General features: G+C 45.5%; 1 protein-coding gene. It reads left to right on the top strand.

Annotation, left to right across the window (positions count from 1 at the left end):
- The first annotated feature begins 128 nt into the window (after nucleotides 1–128).
- Entirely contained in the window at nucleotides 129–494 is a 366-nt protein-coding gene (locus DDE75_RS17435; protein WP_162799113.1) for a hypothetical protein, read from the top strand.
- Nucleotides 495–629: the final 135 nt, after the last annotated feature.

Below are 629 nucleotides of genomic sequence, written 5' to 3'. Positions count from 1 at the left end.
AATCCAGATCCGCATCGCCATCATGAACCGCTTCTCGGCCCTTGGCAGGGCCGAGATCGAAGCCGTCCGCTGAAGAATGGCGGGAAAGGGGGCAGTCATGCTCGGGGCTGATTTGCGCAACATCGCCGATGAAAATATACGAAAATTCATTTTACCATGCAGGTTATGATAGCAAAGATAGTGACAATTTAATTATTACGCTAACCTCTAGAACTTCAAAAAAAGAAGAAACGTTTTTTGGGGAAGTGTTTTTTCAAAAAACCTCTTACGATGTGATATATATCAGGTCAAATGTTAATGACTGGTATGTTGGCGGTGAGTTTAAGAAGTGCCTTCAGGAAATCGGAAAAATAATTTCAACAAAAAACTACAAAAATATAATTGCATACGGAACATCTATGGGGGGGGTATGGCGCAATATGCGTGACCTCTGTTATCAAGGTTACGCATTTAATTTTAGCAGCTCCCATCTGGAATATTCATGCCGACTATGAGCGTAGAAGACCTTGTTGCACATCTCAGTGATGGGGATTCACTGAGCGCGTCCTGAGGGTTAGGTCGAGGGCATGCCGAAGCCTTCCCCGATCCGCTACCGCACGACGAACTGGTCAGACTACAATGCGGCGCTG

Source organism: Paracoccus indicus (assembly GCF_003056335.1).
GTDB classification, from domain to species: domain Bacteria; phylum Pseudomonadota; class Alphaproteobacteria; order Rhodobacterales; family Rhodobacteraceae; genus Paracoccus; species Paracoccus indicus.
Note: the sequence above shows the minus strand (reverse complement) of the source record. Positions and strands in the feature narration are given on the sequence as shown.

Bases quoted from the DNA above. Each gene is read 5' to 3' on its own strand.
- DDE75_RS17435 (WP_162799113.1), top strand. From the start codon at position 129: ATGAAAATATACGAAAATTCATTTTACCATGCAGGTTATGATAGCAAA.